Source organism: Allobosea sp., assembly GCF_017308015.1.
Classification (GTDB): Bacteria; Pseudomonadota; Alphaproteobacteria; order Rhizobiales; family Beijerinckiaceae; genus Allobosea.
Window position 1 is genome coordinate 27,607 of record NZ_JAFKFW010000034.1, and the last position, 16,587, is coordinate 44,193.

At 67.1% G+C, this 16,587-nt stretch carries 15 protein-coding genes; 9 read left to right on the forward strand and 6 right to left on the reverse strand.

Going from position 1 to position 16,587, the window contains the following annotated elements:
* Positions 1 to 12 precede the first annotated feature (12 nt).
* Positions 13 to 825: an inositol monophosphatase family protein gene (locus J0I42_RS21895; RefSeq protein ID WP_291658032.1), complete on the forward strand. Its 813-nt coding sequence runs from the start codon at positions 13 to 15 to the stop codon at positions 823 to 825.
* Between the two features lie 107 nt (positions 826 to 932).
* Here J0I42_RS21895 and phaR read toward each other — a convergent pair whose 3' ends face one another.
* Positions 933 to 1,535 carry a polyhydroxyalkanoate synthesis repressor PhaR gene (gene phaR / locus J0I42_RS21900; RefSeq protein ID WP_291658034.1) on the reverse strand — a complete coding sequence of 201 codons (603 nt, stop codon included), beginning with the start codon at positions 1,533 to 1,535 and terminating at the stop codon, positions 933 to 935.
* Positions 1,536 to 1,841: 306 nt separating this feature from the next.
* Between phaR and J0I42_RS21905 the strand changes: the two genes are divergently transcribed.
* The 3 genes from J0I42_RS21905 to phbB are packed head-to-tail and all read left to right on the forward strand — an operon-like array spanning position 1,842 to position 4,025.
* Positions 1,842 to 3,020 (forward strand): acetyl-CoA C-acetyltransferase, encoded by a 1,179-nt coding sequence (locus J0I42_RS21905; RefSeq protein ID WP_291658036.1) that lies wholly within the window; start codon positions 1,842 to 1,844, stop codon positions 3,018 to 3,020.
* Between the two features lie 19 nt (positions 3,021 to 3,039).
* Positions 3,040 to 3,255 (forward strand): DUF1737 domain-containing protein, encoded by a 216-nt coding sequence (locus J0I42_RS21910; RefSeq protein ID WP_291658038.1) that lies wholly within the window; start codon positions 3,040 to 3,042, stop codon positions 3,253 to 3,255.
* 44 nt (positions 3,256 to 3,299) lie between these two features.
* Positions 3,300 to 4,025: an acetoacetyl-CoA reductase gene (gene phbB, locus J0I42_RS21915; protein ID WP_291658040.1), complete on the forward strand. Its 726-nt coding sequence runs from the start codon at positions 3,300 to 3,302 to the stop codon at positions 4,023 to 4,025.
* A gap of 108 nt (positions 4,026 to 4,133) precedes the next feature.
* On the opposite strand, the gene J0I42_RS21920 is transcribed toward phbB, so the two are convergent.
* Positions 4,134 to 5,336 (reverse strand): MFS transporter, encoded by a 1,203-nt coding sequence (locus J0I42_RS21920; RefSeq protein WP_291658042.1) that lies wholly within the window; start codon positions 5,334 to 5,336, stop codon positions 4,134 to 4,136.
* A 201-nt stretch (positions 5,337 to 5,537) separates the two neighbouring features.
* Here J0I42_RS21920 and yddG point away from each other — a divergent pair, with 201 nt between their 5' ends.
* On the forward strand, positions 5,538 to 6,392 hold the full coding sequence (gene yddG, locus J0I42_RS21925) for an aromatic amino acid exporter YddG (RefSeq protein WP_291658044.1): 855 nt from the start codon (positions 5,538 to 5,540) through the stop codon (positions 6,390 to 6,392).
* 193 nt (positions 6,393 to 6,585) lie between these two features.
* Here the strand turns inward: yddG and J0I42_RS21930 are convergent, their stop codons facing one another.
* The 4 genes from J0I42_RS21930 to argH all read right to left on the reverse strand — a co-directional run bounded on the left by J0I42_RS21930 (position 6,586) and on the right by argH (position 12,743).
* Positions 6,586 to 9,324, reverse strand: coding sequence for a TIGR02302 family protein (locus tag J0I42_RS21930; RefSeq protein WP_291658046.1), 2,739 nt, complete (start codon positions 9,322 to 9,324; stop codon positions 6,586 to 6,588).
* A gap of 182 nt (positions 9,325 to 9,506) precedes the next feature.
* Positions 9,507 to 10,796: a diaminopimelate decarboxylase gene (gene lysA, locus J0I42_RS21935; RefSeq protein ID WP_291658048.1), complete on the reverse strand. Its 1,290-nt coding sequence runs from the start codon at positions 10,794 to 10,796 to the stop codon at positions 9,507 to 9,509.
* 150 nt (positions 10,797 to 10,946) lie between these two features.
* The gene (lptM, locus tag J0I42_RS21940) at positions 10,947 to 11,210 is read right to left on the reverse strand and encodes an LPS translocon maturation chaperone LptM (protein ID WP_291658051.1); all 264 of its coding nucleotides are present in this window, start codon (positions 11,208 to 11,210) and stop codon (positions 10,947 to 10,949) included.
* Between the two features lie 150 nt (positions 11,211 to 11,360).
* Positions 11,361 to 12,743 carry an argininosuccinate lyase gene (gene argH / locus J0I42_RS21945; protein WP_291658053.1) on the reverse strand — a complete coding sequence of 461 codons (1,383 nt, stop codon included), beginning with the start codon at positions 12,741 to 12,743 and terminating at the stop codon, positions 11,361 to 11,363.
* Positions 12,744 to 12,773: 30 nt separating this feature from the next.
* Here argH and tlpA point away from each other — a divergent pair, with 30 nt between their 5' ends.
* The 4 genes from tlpA to J0I42_RS21965 all read left to right on the forward strand — a co-directional run.
* Positions 12,774 to 13,400, forward strand: a complete 627-nt coding sequence (gene tlpA, locus J0I42_RS21950; protein ID WP_291658055.1) for a thiol:disulfide interchange protein TlpA — start codon at positions 12,774 to 12,776, stop codon at positions 13,398 to 13,400.
* Between the two features lie 75 nt (positions 13,401 to 13,475).
* Positions 13,476 to 14,450, forward strand: coding sequence for a hypothetical protein (locus J0I42_RS21955; RefSeq protein ID WP_291658057.1), 975 nt, complete (start codon positions 13,476 to 13,478; stop codon positions 14,448 to 14,450).
* A 67-nt stretch (positions 14,451 to 14,517) separates the two neighbouring features.
* On the forward strand, positions 14,518 to 16,248 hold the full coding sequence (locus J0I42_RS21960) for a carbamoyltransferase family protein (RefSeq protein ID WP_291658059.1): 1,731 nt from the start codon (positions 14,518 to 14,520) through the stop codon (positions 16,246 to 16,248).
* A gap of 106 nt (positions 16,249 to 16,354) precedes the next feature.
* On the forward strand, positions 16,355 to 16,587 hold a 233-nt coding region (locus J0I42_RS21965), incomplete at its 3' end, for a DUF1272 domain-containing protein (RefSeq protein WP_291658061.1).

Consider the following 16,587-nt stretch of genomic DNA (forward strand, 5'->3'; position numbering starts at 1 on the left):
TCGGTGGCAAGCTTGATCGATCTCGACGACGTCACGACGATTGCCAGGAAGGCCGCGATCGCTGCGGGCCGCACCGTTGTAGAACACTGGAATTCATACCAGCGGGATGTGCGCGCCAAGGGTACAACCGACATCGTGAGCGCGGCCGACCTTGCGTCGGATCGCATCATTTCGGCTGCCATACGCGCCGCATACCCCGATCACCGGATCCTCTCCGAGGAAGACCTCCACACCGACGGCTTTGACTATTCCGGCCCGCTTTGGGTCGTCGACCCCATCGACGGCACGGCCAACTACGTCAGAGGCCACCCGTATTTCGCCGTCTCCATCGCGTTTGCGCTCGACGGTGTGGTGATGGCGGGATGCGTCCACGCTCCGGCATTGGCTGAAACTTTCATGGCGACAAAAGACGGCGGCGCGACCCTCAATGGCGCGCCCATCGGAACGTCATCGCCGGCCGGCCTCATTCGATCCGTGGTCAGCACGGGTTTCCCGCATGACAAATCCGACATCGGGAAGCCGCTGCGGCGGGTCGCAATTCTCTTGCGGCACTGTCAGGATGTTCGGCGATCCGCTTCGCCCGTCCTCGACATCGCCTATGTCGCCATGGGGCGTCTGGACGCCCATGCCGAAACCCTGTTTCCGTGGGACGTCGCGGCAGCGGGCCTCATCGCGCAGGAAGCCGGAGCGAGACGGGGCAATCTCGAGGCTGCTCCGATCGACACGCCTCCCGATCTCTTCGGCGGCGAGGTCGTATTCAGCGCTCCCTCGATCTTTCAGGAGTTGATGGCTCGACTGGTGGAATCGCCCTCCGGCGCCGAATGAATAACGGCCGCCGCCGGGCCCGTGACGCGCGGCATGCCGTCTATCCACCCGACGAAACGCCGCGCCCCATTGTCACGGGAGCGCGGCTCGATATTGTCCGGCCAGCCTCAGCGCGAGCGCGACAGCTTGTCCAGCCGCTCGCGCATCTCGTTGAGCTCGCGCTTGAGTTCCCCGAGATCGCCGTTCCCGGCATCGGCCGCAGGTTTTGCGCTTGCGGCAGCCTCCTGCTTGGCCTGCGCCGCGGCAGTAAACGGGTTGAAGAGCCGGAATGCTTCCTGGAACATCTGCATGTTGGCCCGCGTCTGCGCCTGAATGGCGTCGAGCGCATTGCCGCCGAAGGCCGATCCTCCGAAAGCCTTGCTCATCTGCTCCCGGAACTTGCTCTGCTCTTGCGTGAGGTTCTCCATCGAGAACTCCAGATAGCGCGGCACCAGCGCCTGCATGCTGTCACCGTAAAAGCGGATGAGCTGGCGCAGGAAGGCGATCGGCAGCAGATTCTGCCCGTCCTTGGCCTCCTCGTCGAAGATGATCTGCGCCAGTACCGAGCGGGTGATGTCCTCGCCGGACTTGGCATCATAGACCACGAAATCCTCGCCCGAGCGGACGAGCCCGGCAAGGTCCTCCAAGGTCACGTAGGAGCTGGTGCCCGTATGATAAAGACGCCGGTTGGCGTATTTCTTGATGACGGTCGGTTCTTTGTCGCTGGCCATCATGTCCCGCTTGACGTTGATCCGCGGCCGCCGGTGGCTCCGGCGTGCTCTGCGAAACGGTCTCCCATGGTCAGACGATAGCCTGTCGGTGCTGCGCCGCAAGCTCTTTGAGCGGGCACTGCAAAAATCGATTGAAAGCCCTGCAACCACGGGGATACGCCCTCCCTTACGTCACCCGTAGACGGCCTATCGGTCGATTTCACCTCCCGCCCGTCTTGACGCGGTCGCAGCAGGCTTCGAAGGTGGCGGTGAACGGTTGCGCCGGCGGGAGCGGCGCAGCCGCAACAACAAGCGAGGAACCCTCTCATGGCAGATTCGGATATCGTGATCGTCGGTGCCGCCCGCACCGCGGTCGGCGCCTTCAACGGCGCTTTTGCCAACACTCCCGCTCATGATCTCGGCGCTGTCGCGATCAAGGAAGCGCTGCGCCGCGCCAAGGTCGAGGCCGCCGAGGTCGACGAGGTCGTGCTGGGCCAGGTGCTCGCCGCCGGCCAGGGCCAGAACCCGGCTCGCCAGGCCGCGATGGCCGCCGGCATTCCGCAGGAGAAGACCGCCTGGGGCCTCAACCAGCTCTGCGGCTCCGGCCTGCGCACCGTCGCCATCGGCCTTCAGCAGATCGCCAACGGCGATGCGAACGTCATCGTCGCCGGCGGCATGGAATCGATGTCGCTCGCCCCGCACGCCTCCTACATGCGTGCCGGCACCAAGATGGGCGACGTCAAGTTCGTCGACACCATGATCAAGGACGGCCTGTGGGATGCCTTCCACGGCTACCACATGGGCACGACGGCGGAGAACGTCGCGACCAAGTACCAGATCAGCCGCGAGGAGCAGGACCGCTTCGCCGTCGCCTCGCAGAACAAGGCCGAGGCCGCGCAGAAGGCCGGCCGGTTCAAGGACGAGATCGCGCCTGTCACGATCTCGACCCGCAAGGGCGACATCGTCGTCGACAGCGACGAATACCCGCGCCATGGCGCCACGGTCGAGGCCATGGCCAAGCTCAGGCCCGCCTTCTCGAAGGATGGCACGGTGACCGCCGGCAATGCGTCGGGCATCAATGACGGCGCCGCCGCGCTTGTCATCATGACCGCCGGGGAAGCGGCTCGCCGCGGCCTCACCCCGCTCGCCCGCATCGCCTCCTGGGCGACCGCCGGCGTCGACCCGCAGATCATGGGCACCGGCCCGATCCCCGCGACCCGCAAGGCGCTCGAGAAGGCCGGCTGGAAGGTCGGCGATCTCGATCTCGTCGAGGCCAACGAGGCCTTCGCAGCACAGGCGCTGGCGGTGAACAAGGACCTCGGCTGGAACCCCGATATCGTCAACGTCAATGGCGGCGCGATCGCGATCGGCCACCCGATCGGCGCATCCGGCGCGCGCGTGCTGGTGACGCTGCTGCACGAGATGGCCAAGCGCGACGCCAAGAAAGGCCTTGCCACGCTCTGCATCGGCGGCGGCATGGGCGTCGCCATGGCCGTGGAGCGCTGAGCAGAAGCCCCCACAGCCCATGGCGAAGCGCACGACGCTCTACCGCTACCTCACCGGCCCCGATGACGCTTCCTTCTGTCATCGGGTTTCCGAGGCGCTGAGCCTCGGCTGGTCGCTCTACGGCCAGCCCACCCTGACCTTCGACACGGTCCAGGGGCGCGTGATCTGTGGCCAGGCCATTATCAAGGACGTGGACGCGGATTACGCGCCCACCCTGAAGCTGTCTGAACAATAACGGCGGCAAGCCGGACGGGTGATCACTGAAAGGGAGACTGGCCTATGGCGAAGGTGGCATTGGTTACGGGCGGCTCGCGCGGCATCGGCGCGGCGATCTCGAAGGGTCTGAAGGCGGCCGGCTACAGCGTCGCGGCAAGCTATGCCGGCAATGACGAGGCCGCGGCCAGGTTCACCGCCGAGACCGGGATCAAGACCTATAAATGGGACGTCTCGGACTATGATTCCTGCGTCGCCGGCATCGCCAAGGTCGAGGCCGATCTCGGGCCGGTCGATATCCTGGTCAACAATGCCGGCATCACCCGCGACGGCATGTTCCACAAGATGACCAAGGAGCAGTGGGACGCGGTGATCAACACCAACCTGAACTCGCTGTTCAACATGACCCGCCCGGTCTGGGAAGGCATGCGCGCCCGCAAGTTCGGCCGCGTCATCTGCATCTCCTCGATCAACGGCCAGAAGGGCCAGATGGGACAGGTGAATTACTCCGCCGCCAAGGCCGGCGATATCGGCTTCGTCAAGGCGCTGGCCCAGGAAGGCGCGCGCGCCGGCATCACCGTCAACGCGATCTGCCCCGGCTATATCGCGACCGAGATGGTCAAGGCGATCGACCCGGCGGTGATCGAGAAGTCGATCCTGCCGCATATCCCGGTCGGCCGCCTCGGCGAGCCCGAGGAGATCGCGCGCGCGGTGGTGTTCCTCGCCAGCGACGATGCCGGCTTCATCACCGGCTCGACCCTTTCCGCCAATGGCGGCCAGTACATGGCCTGAGCGGCCGCGCCGCCCGAGGACACGGGCGGTTGAAACGAGAAGACCCCGGAACTGCCTGACGGCGATTCCGGGGTCTTCCTCGTTCTGGGCGGTGGACCTGCCGGCACCTCAGCGCTGCCGGCCGCCCTTCGGCAGCAGGAAGGTCAGCAGGCCGAAGGCGGGCAGCCAGGCGCAGATCTTGAACACCTCGATGATGCCGATCTTGTCGGCGAGCAGGCCGATGCCGGCTGCCGCGACGCCGCCGAGCCCGAAGGACAGGCCGTAGAACAGCCCGCCGACGAGGCCGACTCGATGCGGCGCGAGGTCGATCGCGTAGATCAGGATCGCCGAGAAGGCGCTCGACATGATGAAGCTGATGACGACGCTGAGAACCACGGTCCAGAACAGGTCGGCATGGGGCAGCATCAGCGCGAAGGGCAGAGCGCCGAGGATCGACAGCCAGATCACCCTGTCGCGGCCGATCCTGTCGCCGATCATGCCGCCGACGATCACACCGATGGCACCGACGACGAGATAGAGGAACAGCATGACCTGCGAGAGCTGGATCTCGATGCCGAAGCGCTCGATCAGATAGAAGGTATAGTAGGAGGAGAAGGCCGCCGTGTAGCCGTTCTTCGAGATCAGCAGCATGACCAGCACCGTCATCGCCAGCAGCACGCCCCCGCGCGGCAAGCCATGGCTCGCCATCTCGTCCACATGCGCGGGCGACGCCTTCTGCTCACGCCGCATCGCGGAATAGCGGGCTCCGAGCCAGCCCATCACCAGCATCGCCACCAGCACCACGCCGGAGAACCAGGACAGGCTCGCCTGCCCGCGCGGCATCACCACCGCCGCCGCCAGCAGCGGGCCGACGGAGTAGCCGATATGGCCGCCGACCTGGAACACGCCCTGCGCCAGCCCCTGCCGGCCGGCGGCGGCATGGCGCGCCATCCGCGTCGCCTCCGGATGGAACACCGCGGAGCCCAGCCCGATCAGTCCCGCGGCAAGCAGGACGATGGCATAGCTATCGGCGAAGGAGAGCATCAGCAGACCGACCAGCGTCGAGCACATGCCGGCGACCATCGCATAGGGCCAGGGCTTGCGGTCGGTGACGAAGCCGAGGATCGGCTGCAGCAGGGAAGAGGTCACCTGGAAGGCGAGCGTGATCAGGCCGATCTGCACGAAATCAAGCTGATAATTCTCTTTGAGCAGCGGATAGAGCGCCGGGATCATCGACTGGACGAGATCGTTCAGCAGATGCGCGAGACTGAGCGCCGCCAGAACCGGCATCAGCGGACGGCGAGCGACGGATTGCAGCGGGATCGTGGTCATAAATCAGGCAATGAGCCGCCTTTTGCGCCGGGTCAACAGGTACCGGAGCATGGCGCCCATGGCGACCAGGCCGGGTTGCGATGCAACATTCGCCGTCGACCGCCGCAAAGCGCGAGCCATCTGAAGGCGCATGGGGCTTGCCCCATCGGCAAGCCCCGCAAAACCTGCTATCGCCGCGCGACCTTCATGCCCGGTTGCCTCATGACCTCCCGCACCGCGACCCTCATCGGCTTCTGCGCGATCCTGCTCTGGTCCACTCTCGCGCTGTTTACGGCGATGTCGGGCCGCGTCCCGCCCTTCCAGCTCGTGGCCATGACCTTCGTGATCGGCGGCCTGCTGATCCTCGCGATCACGGCTTTGCGCGGACAGCTTTCCCGCATCCGCCCGACGCCGGCCTCCTTCGCGCTCGGCCTCTATGGCCCGTTCGGCGACACCGCGCTCTATTATGCCGCGGTGAAGACGGCCCCGCCGGCCGAGGCGAACCTGATCCACTATCTCTGGCCGCTGCTGATCGTGCTCTTTGCGGCGCTGCTGCCGGGCGGCGGTCTCAAGCCCCGCCACCTGATCGGCGCCCTCATCGGATTGGTGGCCACCGGCCTGCTCGTCTCGGGCGGGCTCGGCACCGGCGGCGGACTGGCGCCTGGCCATGTGCTCGCAGCGCTCGGCGCCCTCGTCTGGGCGAGCTATTCGGTCGCCTCGCGCCGCTTCGCTGACGTGCCGTCCGAGAGCCTGTGCGTGACGATGCTGGGTTGCGCGGTGCCGGCACTGGCCTGCCATTTCGCCTTCGAGACCACGCTCTGGTCGCTGACGACGATCGAATGGGGCGGCGTGCTCGGCCTCGGCCTCGGCTCGATCGGACTCGCCTTCGTCGTTTGGGACATCGGCATGAAACAGGGCGACGTCGCCCTGCTCGGCGTCGCCTCCTATGCCGCACCGGTGCTCTCGACACTGATCCTCGTGCTGTTCGGTTACGCCCCGGCGAGCTGGCTGCTCGCGGCGTCCTGCGCGCTCATCGTCGTGGGGGCGCTGGTGGCGAGCGGGGCCGGGCGACGATGAAAGCGCGGGGAACCCCCTCTCCTGTAAGGAGAGGGGCAGGGGCGAGGTGTAGGCCCCTGGACCAGTGAACGGCAGCTCCTTCGCTGCGCAGCGACCACCTCACGGCAAATTCGGTGAGCGGCCTACCCCTCACCCTGCCCTCTCCCTCCGGGAGAGGGTTCCCCGCGCTATACTTGGTTAGCGCACAGCCCACTCAGTTCCGCCGCAGCAGCCGCTCCAGATAATCCAGCTCTTCCGCCGGCCTCAGGGGATCGCCGAGCCGCTTGCGCAGCTCTTCCAGAATGCGCCGCGCCCGCTGCGTCGCGCTCTCGTCGGCGCCAGGCACCTTGACCCGGCCATCGGCCCAGTCGCGCTGGCGCTGCGGCCGGCCGAGCGGGTCCTCGCTGCCGCGCTGCTGCGCTGAGGGCCGGCCCTGCTGGCGCCCGTCCGGCTCGCCATAGGCCTGGCCCTCGCCTTCGCCCTCCCCGGGCTGGCCCTGCATCTGCTGGGCGAGGTTCTGCCCGCCCTTGCGCAAGGCTTCGAGGGCGCGGCCTTGCGCATCGAGGGCGCCTTCGCCCTGGCCCTGCCCGAGCTGGCTTTCCGCCTCGCGCATCGCATCCTCGGCCTCGTCGAGCTCGCCGCTCTGCGGCGCGCCCATGCCGCGCATCCGCCGCTGCAGGTCCTGCAGGCGCTCGCGCAGCGCCTGCTGGCGCTGCGACAGGCCCTGCCCCTCGCCGTTCTGGCCCTGCATGCCCTCGCCGCCTTCGCCGTCCTCGCCCTGCTCGCCGGGCTGCTGCCCCGGCTGCTGGCCGCGCTGACCCTGTTGGCCGCGCTGCCCTTGTTGGCCGCGCTGCCCTTGTTGGCCTTGCTGGCCGCGCTGGCCCGGCCGCGCCTGCTGCTGGCCGGGGCGCTGGCCGCGCTGTGTCTGGCCCTGCCCCTGCTGGCGACGCTGCTCGTTCTGATAGGTCTCGTCGCGCAGATTCTGCTGGTCGCGCGTCATCCGGTCGAGATCGCCGAGCGCCTGGTTCATCTCGCGCTGGCGCGGGTCCTGCTGGCCGGGACGCGCCATCTGGAGATTGTTGAGCATCCGGTTGAGCTCTTCCATCAGGCGCTGCGCCTCGGCCATGTCGCCGCGCTTCGACAGTTCCTCGATGCGGTCGAGCATGTTCTGCAGGTCGCGCGGCGTCACCGTGCGGAAATTCTCCGGCAGGCGGGCCTGGTCGCGGTCGCCGTTCTGCTGTTGCTGGCGCATCATCTGCTCGGCGAGTTGGCGCATGAAATTATCCATGGCCCGGCGCATCTCGTCGGTGAGCTTCTTGATCTCCTCCTCGGAGGCGCCACGCTCCAATGCCTGCTGCAGGTTCTCCTGCGCCTGCCGCAGCGCCCGCTCGGCATCGGACATGTCGCCGTCCTCGAGCTGGAGCGCCATCGCCCACATCAGCTCGGAGACCTCGCGCAGGGCGTCGTCGCCACTGGCCCGGCGCAAGCGCTCGCTCAGCATGCGCATGCCCAGATAGACGCCGGGCTCCTTCATGAAGAGGCCAGGTTCTATCATCAGCGCATCCATGGCAAGCTGCACCTTGGAGCGGTCCTCGACATCCATGACGAGCTTGCGGCGCTGCTCGACCAGCGCCTTGGCCAAGGGCTTGGTGAAGGTGCGCTGCGGCAGCACGACCTCGAGCGGCTCGCTGCGGCCCTCCTGCCCCGCCTCGTCCTTGGCGATGAGCACCATCCTGACCTTGGCGCCGGCCCAGGGATGAGCCGAGAAATCGACCGTGCTCTTGTTCTCCTCCTCGCCCGAGGCGGAGGACGGCACGGCGAGGTTCTGCTTCGGCGGCTCGACAAGCGAGCGTCCGCCCTTGGCCACGTCTGGACGCGCGACATTCACCTCGATCGAGGCGATGCCGTAATCGTCCCTGGCCTTGTAGGTGATGGCGAGCCCGCCCGATTGCGCGCCGGTGACGGGTTTCGGCGGATCGGTGAAGGCGATGGTCGGCGGCTGGTCGGCGACCGAGGTGATGTTGAGCGTGGTGCCGGGCGCGCCGCTGCCGGTGAGCTTCAGCGTGCCGTTGCCGGCGAGCGTGAAGCGCTTCTCCAGGACAGCCTGCTGCGGGCCCAGCGATTGAGCGGGCTTCGCCTGACCATCCTTGGTTTCGCCCTCCTTTGCCTCCGGCCTGATCGGGTCCAGCCGGCCGGTCGTGGCGACGTCCATGTTGGTCTTGCCGGCGATGCGCACGACGATGACGGACTTCTCGGGCGCGCTGATATGCGGGCTCGCCAGCTTGGCGAAATCGATCAGGATCGGCGGCAGGCGCGTATAGGCGGGCGGGTCGATCCAGGCGTCGATCCGGGTCGAGGCTGCAATGGCGGAGGGACCCTTCCAGTCGAAGGCTGCGGAAAGGCGCTGTGTCACCTCCGGGCCCGCGACGAAGAAGCCGGTGATGGCGGCGAGCAGCGGCACCGCGCGCAACGCCCGCCGGTCGTGGCCCGCCATGCGCGGCTGCGGCGGCTGGACGCGCAGGGATGCGACCTGCCGGCTCTGGCGCTCGACATGCAGTTTCCACAGCGCCTGCGAGACCGGATCGGCCGAACCGATCGCGAGGCTGTCCTCCAGCGATGAGGCCGGACGGTGACCGTCGGCGACCGAACGGTCGAGCCGAGTCAGCGCGTCGCGATGCGTCGGCAGGACGAGGCGGGCGACATGCCAGAGGCCGGCGGCGAAGGCTGCCGCAAAGGCGAGCACGCCGACGATCCGCCCATACCAGGGCAGATGCGTCCACAGGCCGAACCAGGAGACGGCAAGGAAGGCGAGGACGACGCCGAGCGGCAGCCACAGCCGCGGCCACAGCCGCTCCCAGCCGAGCGAGACACGTGAGGCCAGCGCGAGACGGCTGAGCCGCTGCCGGATGCCGTCGATCGTGTCGGGCGCCTTGCGGCGCTCTGCCTCGCTCATGCCATCGCTCCGGGCAGCCCCCATTCCTGTCTGAACTCGCCTGACCGGATCAGGCTAGCACGGGAATGTGGCATTGCCAGCGCGAAGAGGCACCAACGCACGGCGCTCCACCTTTCGTGAACAGACGCACACCCCGTCATGCCCGGGCAGAAAAACCAGATAGCGCGGGGACGCGTCGGAAATCAGGCGAACCAGCCCGGCAGCTTGTCCGTGCCGATGAGCTCTTCGTAGCTCTGGCGCGGCCGCGTCACGGCATATTGGTCGCCCTTGACCATGACCTCGGCCACCAGCAGGCGCTGGTTATAGGTCGAGGACATCGAGGCGCCATAGGCGCCAGCCGTCATGAAGGCGACGAGGTCGTTTTGGCGAAGCTGCGGCAGCTTGCGTCCGGTCGTGAAGGTATCGCCCGATTCGCAGATCGGCCCGACCACGTCGTAGGCCAGCTCCGGCTCGCCGATCGCCGGCTCCGTCACCGGCCAGATCTCGTGATAGGCCTCGTACATCGCCGGGCGGACGAGATCGTTCATCGCCGCGTCGACCACGAGGAACTGCTTGGTCGGACGCGGATTGAGATGCAGCACCCGCGTCAGCAGGATGCCGGCATTGCCGACGATCAGGCGGCCCGGCTCGAAGCCGAGCTCGACATCGAGCCCCTTGGTCACCTTGGCGACCATCTCCGCATAGGCCTCGATCAGCCCCGGCCCGTAGTCGAAGGTCTTCGGGATGTCGTAGGGGATGCCGAGCCCACCGCCGAGATCGAGCCGGTCGACGCGATGCCCCTCGCCCTTCAGATCGCCGACCAGCGCGACCATCTTGGAATAGGCCGCCTCGAAGGCGTCGATCTCGCGGATCTGGCTGCCGATATGAACGGCGAGCCCCATGATCCGCACGCCCGGCATGTTGGCCGCGCGGGAATAGAGCCGGCCGACCTCCTCGAAGGAGACGCCGAACTTGTTCTCGGAGGAGCCGGTCGTGATCTTGGCATGGCCGCCGGCGCCGATATCGGGATTGACCCGGAACACCGCCTCCTGACGCTTGCCCAGCGACGCCGCAACCTTGGAGAGCAGGTCGAGCTCGCTTTCGCTCTCGATATTGACCTGATAAATGCCGGCCTCGGCCGCGAAGCGCAGTTCCTGCTCGCTCTTACCGACGCCCGAGAACACGATCTTCTCGGGCGGAATGCCGGCGGCCAGGGCCTTGCGCACCTCACCTTCCGAGACCGTGTCGATGCCGGCGCCGAGCGCGCCCAGCGTCTTCAGCACGCCGAGATTGCCGTTCGCCTTCATGGCATAGAAGACATGGGTCTTGCCGGCCGGCGCGGTCGTTTTCATCGCCGCCTCGAACAGCTTGTAGTGCCGCTCGATCGTGGCGCTGGAATAGATATAGGCCGGCGTGCCGACCTCGGCCGCGATCCGCTGAAGATCGACGCCCTCCGCATGAAGCGAGCCGTCGCGATAGGCGAAATGATGCATGGGATGAGCTCGCAGTCAGGCTAAGGCGGCTATGCAGGCGTCATTCTCGGGCGGAGCGAAGCGCAGACCCGAGAATCCCTTTCAGGAGATGCCCGGGTCAGGCCCGAGCATGATGGCGGCTCCGGAGGACCGATTCCGGTCCGTTGGAGATCACATCAGCGGATCGAGCAGGAACGGCTTGTCCGGCACGCTGATCGCCTTGTTGGCCTTGGCCGGCTTGGCCAGCACGGAGGCCGAGCCCAGCGAGGCCGGATCGTTCTCCTTTGCGCCGATCTGGTTGTCCGGCAGGTCGATGGCGCCGGTCGCGTTGGGCGGCGGCTCCAGCGGACCCTTGCGCCCGCAGGCGGCGAGCGCAACGGCCAGAAGGCCGACGACCAGCAAGGCGCGGCCGAGTTTCAGGCGGGAATCAAGCACGAAAACGAACCCTCGGGCGAAACGTGGCGGGACCTTAGCGGAGGATGCGGCGGAGCGCGAGGCTTCCCGTGGCGTCGTTCTCGGGCAGGCGTAGCGCCGACCCGAGAATCTCTTGCAGGAGATGCTCGGGTCAAGCCCGAGCATGGCGCACTACTTCGCGAGCTGCTTCAGCCAGCGCCTAGCCTGTTTGCGGACATTGGCCGGGGCCGTGCCGCCATAGCTGACGCGGCTCTTCACCGACTGGTCGACGCCGAGGACGGCGAAGATGGCCTCGGTGATCTGCGGCTCGACCGCCTGCATCTCGGCGAGCGAGAGCTTCTCCAGCCCCACCTTCTTCTCCGAGGCGACGGCGACGAGCCGGCCGGTGACGTGATGCGCGTCGCGGAACGGCATCTTCAGCACCCGCACCAGCCAGTCGGCGAGATCGGTCGCGGTGGCATAGCCGAGGCCCGCCGCCTTCTTCATCACCTTGAGGTCGGGCTGCATGTCGCGGACCATGCCGGCGGTCGCGGCAAGGCAGAGCGACAGGGTCTGCAGCGCGTCGAACGTGCCTTCCTTGTCCTCCTGCATGTCCTTCGAATAGGTCAGCGGCAGGCCCTTCATCATGGTCAGCAGCGCCTGCAGCGCGCCGAAGACGCGCCCGGCCTTGCCGCGCACCAGTTCGGCCGCATCGGGATTGCGCTTCTGCGGCATGATCGACGAGCCCGTCGAGAACGCGTCCGAGAGCCGCACGAAGCCGAATTGCGGCGTCGACCACAGCACGATCTCCTCGGCGAAGCGCGAGAGATGCATGGCGCAGATCGAGGCTGCCGAAAGCGTCTCCAGCACGAAATCGCGGTCCGAGACCGAATCGAGCGAGTTGGCCGTCGGCCGGTCGAAGCCGAGCGCCTTCGCCGTCATGTGCCGGTCGATCGGGAAGGAGGTGCCGGCGAGCGCGGCCGCGCCAAGCGGACATTCGTTGAGACGCGCGCGCGCATCGCGGATGCGGCTGCGGTCGCGGCCGAGCATCTCGACATAGGCGAGCAGGTGGTGGCCGAAGGTGACCGGCTGCGCCGACTGCAGATGGGTGAAGCCCGGCATCACCGCACCGGCATAGGTCTCGGCCTTCTCGGCCAGCGCGAGCTGGAGATCGGCCATCTGGCCGTCGAGCTCTTCCAGCGTGTCGCGCACCCACAGACGCATGTCGGTCGCGACCTGGTCGTTGCGCGAGCGCGCGGTGTGCAGGCGGCCGGCGGCGAGGCCGATCTTGTCCTTGAGATTGGACTCGACGTTCATATGGACGTCTTCGAGCGCCCGCGAGAATGTGAAGGCGCCGCTCTCGATCTCGCCCTCGACCTTTTTCAGGCCGGCGGTGATCGTCGCGACGTCGTCCTTGGTCAGGATACCGGTCTCGGCCAGCATGGACGCATGCGCCAGCGAGCCTCGGATATCCTGGCGCCAGAGCTTCTTGTCGAAATCGATGGAGGCATTGATCTCCTCCATGATGGCGTCGGGACCTGTGGCGAAACGCCCACCCCACATGCGATTGCTCACGACGGTCTTTCCTGCTTTTGAGGACGCATAATGACGTCTGGAAAAAAGATCGGACTGGCCCTCGGGGTCGTGGCGACGCTCGGCCTCGCTGGCGCAGCCGCCTTCTACTCCGTCCGGGGCGATGCCGGCAACGGATCATGCAGCGCTGCGAACGCGGCGGTCGCGCGCATGAAGCCGCTCGTCAAGGGCGAGGTCGCGGCGGTCGAACTGCGAGCCAGCCCGCAGCCCGCTCCCGCGCTTGCCTTCACCGGACCGGACGGCCAGCCGACGACGCTCGCCGCGCTGAAAGGCAAGACGCTGCTGGTCAATCTCTGGGCGACATGGTGCGCGCCCTGCCTGAAGGAGATGCCGTCGCTCGACGCGCTCCAGAAGGAGATGGGCGGGCCGGATTTCGCGGTCGTGGCGATCAATATCGACACGCGCAATCTCGACAAGCCGAGGGCCTGGCTCGCCGACAACAGGATCACCGCCCTGCCCTTCCATGCCGATCCGCAGGCTGCGACCTTCCAGGCGCTGCGCGCCGCCCACAAGGTCGAAGGCATGCCGGTCAGCCTGATCGTCGACAAGGCCGGCTGCGAACTCGGCATCATCCAGGGGCCGGCCGACTGGGCCAGCGCCGATTCGAAGGCATTGATGAAGGCCGCCATCGGCCGCTGATTGACGGCTTTGAACCTCGCGGGCTTATTGCGCGACGGTGGGAGATAGCATCCGTCGTAAGCGAGGTCCTCGATCGTGAACCCATCCGCCCTTCGCGCGGCGCTCCTGCGCTGCCTCCTCGCCTTGTCCCTGCTCGGCACCGGTTTCGGCCTCGCCCAGGCCCAGGATCGCAAGACCATCACCGGCACGACTGTCTCGATCGTGCCGCTCGACGGCTTCACGCCATCGAAGACCTTCGCCGGGCTGGAAAGCGCCGGCACCAAGGCCTCGCTCCTCGTCGTCGAACTGCCTCCGCAGGCGCATGATCAGCTCGCTGCCCTCTTCGGCGATCGCGAAAAAGCCAAGGCGAACTTCGCCCGTCAGAACATTACCGTCGACGACATCGAAACCATCGAGACCGGCGCCGGCCCGGCCCCCCTGATCACCGGCAGCCAGGAGGCGAACGGCACGAGCTACGACAAGTGGATCGTGCTGCTGAAGGGCGAGAAGACCGTGATGATCACCGTCCAGTCGCCCGATGGTGCCGATCTCGACCCCGACGACATCGTCGCGATGCTGAAGACGGTCTCGCTCGGCGCTCCGCCCAGCCTCGCCGACAAGCTGAAGGCCCTGCCCTTCACGGTCGCCGCAGCCGAGCCGTTCCGGGTCATCGATACGCTCGGCGGCTCCGGCCTGCTGATGACCGCCGGCCCGCTCGACGCCGACCCCTCCGGCACCCAGCCGATCATCGTCGTCGCCTACCAGCTTTCCGCACCGATCCCGGCGGACAAGCTGGAAGCCAGTGCCGAGGCCCTGCTCAAGCAGACCAAGAACCTCGAAGCCGCGACGATCGCGAAGCGCGAACGCGTGCCCTTCGCCGGGTCGTCCGGCGTGCTGCTGACCGGCACGGCCACGGATCGCGGCACCGAGAAGCGCTTCGCACAGTACATGGCGGTCGGAGCAGACGGACGTTTCGTCCGCCTCGTCGCGATCGCCCCGGCCAGCGCCTATGACGCCGTGAAAGCCGGAATCGAGACAGTCGCAGCCAGCATCTCCTTCGCCGCGAAGTAAGCTGGCCTCGTCGCGCCCGCCGCCCAATTGGATTGGCTGATCGCGCCGACAAGGGTAAGGCAGGCGCATGACCTATACGATCGGCCTCGCCACCACCTTCCACGACCCCGCCATCGCGATCATCGGTCCCGATGGCGAGGTTCTCTTCGCGGAAGCGACCGAACGCTACCTGCAGTACAAGCGCGCCCCGAACTGCGAACCGGATTCGGCGCCGCGCATGGAAGGGCTGCTGAAGCGCTACATCCCGGAGGGCGCCGAAGTCCGCATCGCCACGAGCTGGGGCGAAGATTTCACCGGCTTCCTCGACCAGATGGCACGCGCCGGTTCCTTCACGCTGGACGCTCTGCTCAAGCTCTCGCCCGAGCTCAACCGCTCGCTGGTGCCGGAACGGACAGAGCGCGCGCTGATCGCCTCGCTCCATCTCGGCCAGCAGCGCGCCGGCATGGGCGTCCTGCTCGGGCTCGACCGGGCCTATGGCAAGGCCAATGTCACCGGCCTGAAGCGCTATGGCCACCATCTCAGCCACGCGGCCTACGCCTGCTGGTCCTCGCCCTTCGACAACGCCGCCTGCCTCGTCGTCGATGGCATGGGTGAGACAGGCGCCTCCGCCATCTTCGCGCTGGAGAACGGCAAGCTCCGCGAGGTGAAGCGCCATCGCGGCCGCGAATCGATCGGCTTCTATTTCGGGCTCGTCACCGATCTCGCCGGCTTCGACCAGGCCAAGGGCGAGGAATGGAAGATCATGGGGCTCGCGCCCTATGGCAACACCGACCCGGAATTGATGGCGCTGCTGCGCAAGCTCTACACGATCGAAGGTCACAAGCTCTCCTTCGCGAAGGCAGATGTGGTGCAGGCGGTCGCAGCCGAGATACTGGCGAAGCGCCCGTCCGACGCCATCGACCAGGGCTGGGCCGATCTCGCCCGCTGCGGCCAGGACGTCTTTGCCGAGATGATGGAGGCCCTGCTGGCTGAGGCCGCCGCGCTCGTGCCGAGCGAAAACCTCGTCATGGCCGGCGGCTGCGCGCTGAACTCCTCCTTCAACGGCAAGATCGCCGGCCGCCACGGCTTCAAGACCGTGTTCGTGCCCTCGGCTCCGGCCGATGACGGCAACGCGATCGGCGCGGCCTGGCTCAGCCATGCGGAAGCCAATCCGGACTGGCGCGCACTGAGAGGCCCGCTCACGCCCTATCTCGGCTCGACCGTCTCGACCGAGCCCTTCGAGCGCATGCAGCTCTGGGAAAAGCGCCTGCGTAAACTCTCATCCGACGAGATCGCGCCCGTTACGGCGAAGCTCCTGACCGAGGGCAAGCTGATCGGCTGGGTGCAGGGCCGCGCCGAATTCGGCCCGCGCGCGCTCGGCAACCGCTCGATCATCGCCGATCCGCGGCCCGCCGACGCCAAGGACATCCTCAACGCCAAGGTGAAGTACCGCGAAGCATTCCGGCCCTTCGCGCCCTCGATTCTGGCCGAGCACGCTGCCGACTGGTTCGAGAACTACCAGGATGCGCCCTATATGGAGCGCACGCTGGTCTGGAGGAAAGCGGTGCGCAACCGTGTCCCGGCCGTGGTTCACGAGGATGCCACCGGGCGCCTCCAGAGCGTCACGGCGGAGCGCAATCCGCGCTATCACGCGCTGATCTCGGCCTTCCATGATCTGACGGGCGTGCCGGTGATCCTCAACACCTCCTTCAACATCATGGGCAAGCCGATCCTGCACACGGCGGAGGACGCGATCCTGATGTTCTATACGAGCGGGCTCGACGCGCTGGTGATCGAGGACTGGCTGCTGGTGAAGTAACGGGCGGCCCACCAATCCGCCCCGTTGATCGGTCGGATCACGCGAAATCGCTGGTTTCGGTCCGGTTTGCGGTCATTCTTCCGGCCCATTGGAAGGGAGACGAGCCATGCTGCAACTGCGCCCGAACTGCGAATGCTGCGACCGCGACCTGCCGCCGCAATCGCGCGACGCTCTGATCTGCACTTTCGAATGCACGTTTTGCGTCGATTGCGCGGAGACGCGCTTCGCCGGCACCTGCCCGAATTGCGGCGGCGACCTGGCGCGCCGGCCGATCAGGCCGGAGCGGATGCTGGAGAAATACCCGGCCTCGACCGAGCGCGTCCGCAAGCCGCACCCGCA